Below are 5,935 nucleotides of genomic sequence, written 5' to 3'. Positions count from 1 at the left end.
GGCCCGGCCCGCGATGTCCTGCCACAACAACCGGCGGCGGACGGGATCGACGTCGTTGGTCGGCTCGTCAAGCACCATGATCCGGCACCAACAAGGTGCGCACCCGCGCCGAGGAGCTCCTCGGCAGCCCCGACGGCGCCGACGGCCCGGCCCGCCAGGCCGCCGCGGCCCGCGCCGAGGAGCTGGTCGCCACCATCGAGGCCCGCTCCGCCGCCGCCAGCGAGCAGCTCGGCCGCCTGCGCGGCGACGCCGAACGCTCCGCCCCCGCCGACGGCGAGGCGCACACCGAGCTGCCCGAGGACCTCGTCCCCACCGACCCGGAGCACGCCCAGGCCCTGCTGCGCACCGCCACCAGCCGCCTCGCCGAGCGCCGTGAGGCCCTGGACGCCGCCCGCACCGCCCACGCCGACCTCCAGCGCACCTTCGACACCGCCCAGGCCTCCGCCGCCGACTTCGACGAGCTGGCCGGCCAGCTGCGCGACGGCCTGCGCGACAACCAGGAGGACCCGGACGACGCGGTCGAGCCGTACCTGGGCTCGCTGGCCGAGGCCCGCACCGGCGTCACCGAGGCCCGCCGCGCCCTGCGCACCGCCGCCGGCGAGCTGTCCTCCTCCGAACTCGCCGTCCGCGACGCCGCCGACGCCCTCGTCCGGCACGCCAACGCGGCCCGCTACGAGGCCGTACGCACCCCCGCCCGCCAGCAGATCCGCGAACTGCCCGCCTCCGCGCTGCCCGAGCACGCCGCCGCCTGGGCCGCGGCCTTCGCGCCCCGGCTGCGGGTGCTCACCGACGAACTCGCCCAGCTGGAGAAGAACCGCGGCTCGATCGTGGACCGGCTGCGCGGCCTGGTCGAGTCCTCGCTCACCACCCTGCGCGCCGCCCAGCGGCTGTCCCGGCTGCCCGAGGGCCTGGGGGAGTGGTCCGGCCAGGAGTTCCTCCGGATCCGCTTCGAGGACCCGGACCACGCCACCCTGGTCGAACGCCTGGGCGAGGTCATCGACGAGGCCACCCGCGCCGCCGTCAAGAAGAACAGCGACCTGCGCCGCGACGGCATGTCCCTGCTGCTGCGCGGGGTCGCCGCCGCGATCGGCCCCAAGGGCGTCAGCGTCGAGATCCTCAAGCCCGACGCGGTGCTGCGTGCCGAGCGGGTGAGCGTCGGCCAGATGTCCGACGTCTTCTCCGGCGGCCAGCTGCTCACCGCGGCCATCGCGCTGTACTGCACGATGGCCGCGCTGCGCGCCAACGACCGGGGCCAGTCCCAGCTGCGGCACGCCGGCACGCTGTTCCTGGACAACCCGATCGGCCGCGCCAACGCCACCTACCTGCTGGAGCTCCAGCGGGCCGTGGCCGACGCCCTCGGCGTCCAGCTCATCTACACCACCGGCCTGTTCGACACGACCGCGCTGGCCGAGTTCCCTCTGGTGATCCGTCTGCGCAACGACGCCGACCTGCGGGCCGGCCTCAAGTACATCTCGGTCGAGGAGCACCTGCGCCCGGGCCTGCCCGCCGCGCCGGACCCGGACGGCCCGACCATCCACGGCGAGATCACCGCGACCCGGATGTTCAAGCGCCCCGCGGAGGTTCCCGCCCAGTCGTGAACTGGCTAGCGTGACGGGCATGCTGACGATCGCGCACCTCAGTGACATCCACCTCGGACAGGTCCACGCCCGGGACGGTGGCAAGCGCGCCCGGCGGCGGGCCGAGCAGGTGATGGCGTACCTCGACGCCCTGCCCGGCCCGCTGGACGCGGTGTTCGTCACCGGCGACCTCGCCGACCACGGCCTGCCGGAGGAGTACCGGGAGGTCGCCGAGGTGCTGTCCTCCCGGCATCCGGTGCTCACCTGCCCCGGCAACCACGACCGCCGCTCGCCCTACCGGGAGGTGCTGCTCGGCGAGGCGCCGGGGGAGGAGCCGGTCAACCGGCTGCACCGGCTGCCCGGCGCCGACGTGCTGATGCTCGACTCCTCCGTGCCCGGGCGGGACGACGGCCTGCTGGACGAGCCGACGCTGGACTGGCTGGACACCCAACTCGCCGAGGGGCGCGGCGAGTTGCCCGCCCTGGTGGCCTTCCACCACCCGCCGGTGGAGCTGTACGTGCCGTTCGTCGACCCGATCCGCCAGTTCGGGGGGGCGCGGCTGGAGCGGGTGCTGCGCCGGCACCCCCGGGTGGCCGCGCTGTTCTGCGGCCACTCGCACACCCCGGTGGCGACCGCCTTCGCCGGGCTGCCGCTGCTGATCGCCCCCGGTGTCGTCTCCACCGTCACGCTGCCCTGCGAGGGCGGGCGCGGCATCTCCTTCGACCACCCGCCGATGCTGGCCTTCCACGTCCTGGACGGGGAGCGCCGGCTCGCCACCCACTACCGGGCGCTGCCGGTCCGGGACTGACCGGCCGGGCGGCTACGGGTGGTTGGGCTGCACCCGGGCCTGGCGCGGCGGCTGCTGCTGCGGTCCCGGGCGCGGCTGCTGGTACGGCTGTTGGTACTGGTTCGGCTGCCGGCCGGGCCCGTACGGCCCCTGTTGCCCCGCGCCGCCGTACGGCTGGGGCTGTGGCTGCGCCGACTCGTACGGCTGCCGGTAGACCGAGGAGGAGTCGGGCCGGGGGAGCGGCCGGGCGGCCGGCGGTCCGGCGGGCCCCCGACTGCCCGCCATCGGGTGCGCGGAGCCCGGGGCCCGCATCCGCTGGGCCGCGATCTGGCGGGAGATCAGGATCTCCAGCAGGCACCACATGGTGCCGAACACCCCGAGCCCCATCGCGAGCAGAGCGGGCGTCAGCAGCCAACTGCCCGCGTACGAGGCCAAGGTCGCCACCACGACGCCCACCAGGGTGAAGGAGAGGCAGAGCACCGCCCGGACTGCGGCGGCGCGCACCTCGTCGGGCAGGCGGCGGCGACGGCGGCGGCGTGGCACGGACATCGGACGACCCCCAGGCGCGTGGCGCGTGTTCGGTGGAGCAGGTGAAGCATACGGAACGGGCGCACACGAAACGCACCCCTTCGGCTCACTCTGCCCCGCCGAACCAGGACTATGCGTCCGAAACCTCCGAACTGCCATCAAATCGTGTCATCCTGGCGGGTCGAGCCCCCCGGCTCAGTCCAGCTGGAGGTTGAGCTCCTCCAGTGCGCCGGTCACGATCGTGCGCATCGCCCGCTCGGCGTGGCCGGCGTCCTGGGCGCAGATCGCCTCCGCGACCTCGCGGTGCAGCCGGATCGCGTACGGCTCCGGCTGATCGGGCATCAGATGGTACTCGGTCCGGCCGGTGAGCACCGCCGCGACGGTGTCCCCGAGGTGGGCGAACATCTCGTTGCCGGAGGCGCGCAGCACCAGGGAGTGGAAGGCGATGTCGTGTTCGAGGAAGGCGTTCAGGTTGGCGGCCCGTGCGGTGACCGTCAGGTCCACGGCCAGCGAGCTGAGTGCGCGCCGGTCGTCGTCGCTCGCGTGGGTGGCGGCGAGCGCGGCCGCGGCCGGTTCGACGGCCACCCGCAGCGAGCCGAGCGAGCGCAGCTGGGCCGGGCGGTCGGCACCGGCCAGGCGCCAGCGGATCACCATCGGGTCGAAGACGTCCCAGAGGGACTTCGGCTGCACGGTGATCCCGACCCGCCGCCGGGACGCCACCATGCGCATCCCCTCCAGGATCCGCACCGCCTCCCGGACCACCGTCCGGGACACCCCGAAGCGGCCCTCCAGCTCCTCGCCGCGCAGTACCGCCCCCTCGGGGATCTCCCCCGACGCGATCGCCGGCCCGAGCTCGTCAAGCAGCCGCCCGGGCAGCCCCTGGATCTCCATCCGCCCAGCGTAGACGCCCGCCCCTCGGGTGCTCACGTCGCCCTGCGACCCAGACCACACCATAAAAGTATGACGATTTGGTTTCCGACACTTGAATACGTCATATCTTTGAGGCGATAGTGGCGGCCAGGCAACGAAGGAGCACCACCCCATGGCTCTCAGCGTCGAGAACCACGACCTTCCGACGACCCCTCTCACCGTCGTGGTGATGGGCGTCTCGGGCGTCGGCAAGACCACCCTGGCCCGCATGCTGGCGGACCGCCTCGACCTCCCCTTCGCCGAGGCGGACGACTTCCACCCCGCGGCCAACATCGCCAAGATGTCCGAGGGAATCCCGCTGGACGACGAGGACCGCGCCCCCTGGCTGCGCGCCATCGGCGCCTGGCTCAAGGAGCGGACCGAGGCCGGCACCGGCGGTGTGGTCACCTGCTCGGCGCTGAAGCACCGCTATCGCGACACCCTGCGCGCGGCCTGCCCGGGTGCCTACTTCCTGCACCTCAGCGGTGGTCACGAGCTGGTCGAGGACCGGCTCAGCCACCGCACCGGCCACTTCATGCCGTCCTCGCTGCTCGACTCGCAGTACGCCGCCCTGGAACCGCTGGCGGCGGACGAGCGCGGCGGCGTCCTGGACGTCGGCCCGTCCCCCGAAGAACTCGTCGAGATGGCCGCGGCGCTGCTGCGGCCCGTCAATGGAGACCTCGCGTGAGCATTGCCCCCACCCTGCTGGCGGCCGCCCCACCGGTCCTGCCGCACACCAGCAGCGACTCCCAGCTGCTGATCGCGGTGCTGCTCAGCATCGGTGCGATCGTCGTACTGATTACCAAGCTGAAGCTGCACCCGTTCCTCGCCCTCACGCTCGGCTCCGGTCTGCTGGCCGCCGTCGCGGGTGCCCCCTTCGACAAGCTGCTCAGCAGCTTCTCCACGGGCTTCGGCTCCACCGTCGCCAGCGTCGGCCTGCTGATCGGCCTCGGCGCGATGCTCGGCAAGCTGCTCGCCGACTCCGGCGGCGCCAACATCATCGCCGACACCGTGCTCTCCCGCACCGGCAACAAGGCGCTGCCCTGGGCGATGGCGCTGATCGCGGCCGTGCTCGGCCTGCCGCTGTTCTTCGAGGTCGGCGTGGTCCTGCTGATCCCGATCGTGCTGCTGGTCGCCCGCCGCGGCAACGTGCCGCTGATGCGGGTCGGCATCCCGGCCCTGGCGGGCCTGTCGGTGCTGCACGGCCTGGTGCCCCCGCACCCGGGCCCGCTGGTCGCCGTCGACGCGTTGAAGGCCGACCTCGGCATCACCCTGGCGCTCGGCCTGCTGATCGCCGTCCCGACCCTGATCATCGCCGGCCCGCTGTTCGCGCGGCTCGCCGAGCGCTGGGTCGGCCCGCTGGAGATCCCGGCGGCCACCGCGCCCGAGGAGACGACCAAGCACGACCGCACCCCGTCGTTCGCCGCGGTGCTGGCCACCATCCTGCTGCCCGTCGTGCTGATGCTCGGCAAGGCACTGGCCGACGTGGTCATCGACGACCCGAAGGCGCTCGGCCAGCGGGTGTTCGACTTCATCGGCTCCCCGCTGATCGCCCTGCTCGCCGCGACCCTGCTCGGCATGGTGACCCTCGGCAAGGCGGCCGGTTTCGACAAGGCCCGGATCTCCGACACCGTCGGCAAGTCGCTCGGCCCGATCGCCGGCATCGTGTTCATCGTGGGCGCGGGCGGCGGCTTCAAGCAGACCCTGATCGACGTGGGCGTCGGCAACGCGGTGAGCGAGTGGTCCGGCAAGTGGCACATCTCGGCGCTGCTGCTGGGCTGGCTGATCGCCGTGCTGATCCGCCTGGCCACCGGCTCGGCGACGGTCGCCACGATCACCGCGGCCGGCATCGTCTCCCCGCTCGCCGCCGACATGTCCTCGACCCACGCGGCCCTGCTGGTGCTCGCGATCGGCGCCGGCTCGCTGTTCCTCTCGCACGTCAACGACGCCGGCTTCTGGCTGGTGAAGGAGTACTTCGGGATGAGCGTCGGGCAGACGCTGAAGTCCTGGTCGGTGATGGAGACGGTGATCTCGGTGGTCGCCATCGCCCTGATCATGCCGCTCAGCCTGATCATCTAGCGCGCCGGGCGAGCGGCCGCCGCGCGCGGCCCCCGCGCCGCGCGCCCCCCACCAC

Annotated in this window: 5 protein-coding genes and 1 pseudogene; 4 read left to right on the top strand and 2 right to left on the bottom strand. The window is 73.3% G+C overall.

Features of this window, described 5'->3' with window-relative positions; translation table 11 throughout:
* Positions 1 to 86: 86 nt before the first annotated feature.
* Positions 87 to 1,598, top strand: a pseudogene (locus AB0E96_RS37165) (hypothetical protein); the annotation flags it as partial.
* Between the two features lie 19 nt (positions 1,599 to 1,617).
* The gene (locus AB0E96_RS37160; protein ID WP_359830631.1) at positions 1,618 to 2,385 is read left to right on the top strand and encodes a metallophosphoesterase; all 768 of its coding nucleotides are present in this window, start codon (positions 1,618 to 1,620) and stop codon (positions 2,383 to 2,385) included.
* Between the two features lie 12 nt (positions 2,386 to 2,397).
* Here AB0E96_RS37160 and AB0E96_RS37155 read toward each other — a convergent pair whose 3' ends face one another.
* Together AB0E96_RS37155 and AB0E96_RS37150 are read right to left on the bottom strand one after the other, a co-directional pair.
* Positions 2,398 to 2,913 (bottom strand): hypothetical protein, encoded by a 516-nt coding sequence (locus AB0E96_RS37155; RefSeq protein ID WP_359830630.1) that lies wholly within the window; start codon positions 2,911 to 2,913, stop codon positions 2,398 to 2,400.
* Between the two features lie 174 nt (positions 2,914 to 3,087).
* Entirely contained in the window at positions 3,088 to 3,783 is a 696-nt protein-coding gene (locus AB0E96_RS37150; protein ID WP_359830628.1) for an FCD domain-containing protein, read from the bottom strand.
* Between the two features lie 151 nt (positions 3,784 to 3,934).
* Here AB0E96_RS37150 and AB0E96_RS37145 point away from each other — a divergent pair, with 151 nt between their 5' ends.
* On the top strand, positions 3,935 to 4,489 hold the full coding sequence (locus tag AB0E96_RS37145; RefSeq protein WP_359830627.1) for a gluconokinase: 555 nt from the start codon (positions 3,935 to 3,937) through the stop codon (positions 4,487 to 4,489).
* Entirely contained in the window at positions 4,486 to 5,880 is a 1,395-nt protein-coding gene (locus AB0E96_RS37140; protein WP_359830624.1) for a gluconate:H+ symporter, read from the top strand. Before AB0E96_RS37145 ends, AB0E96_RS37140 begins: the two co-directional genes overlap by 4 nt.
* Positions 5,881 to 5,935 lie beyond the last annotated feature (55 nt).

Origin of the sequence: Kitasatospora sp. NPDC036755 (assembly GCF_040636595.1) — a bacterium.
Classification (GTDB): Bacteria; Actinomycetota; Actinomycetes; order Streptomycetales; family Streptomycetaceae; genus Kitasatospora.
The sequence above is the reverse complement of the archived record's forward strand: the minus strand, read 5'-3'. Positions and strand labels throughout refer to the sequence as shown.

What these genes read in the sequence shown, in the direction of transcription:
- AB0E96_RS37160 (WP_359830631.1), top strand. Translation starts at nt 1,618, where the DNA reads ATGCTGACGATCGCGCACCTCAGTGACATCCACCTCGGACAGGTCCAC.
- AB0E96_RS37155 (WP_359830630.1), bottom strand. Translation starts at nt 2,913, where the DNA reads ATGTCCGTGCCACGCCGCCGCCGTCGCCGCCGCCTGCCCGACGAGGTG.
- AB0E96_RS37150 (WP_359830628.1), bottom strand. Translation starts at nt 3,783, where the DNA reads ATGGAGATCCAGGGGCTGCCCGGGCGGCTGCTTGACGAGCTCGGGCCG.
- AB0E96_RS37145 (WP_359830627.1), top strand. Translation starts at nt 3,935, where the DNA reads ATGGCTCTCAGCGTCGAGAACCACGACCTTCCGACGACCCCTCTCACC.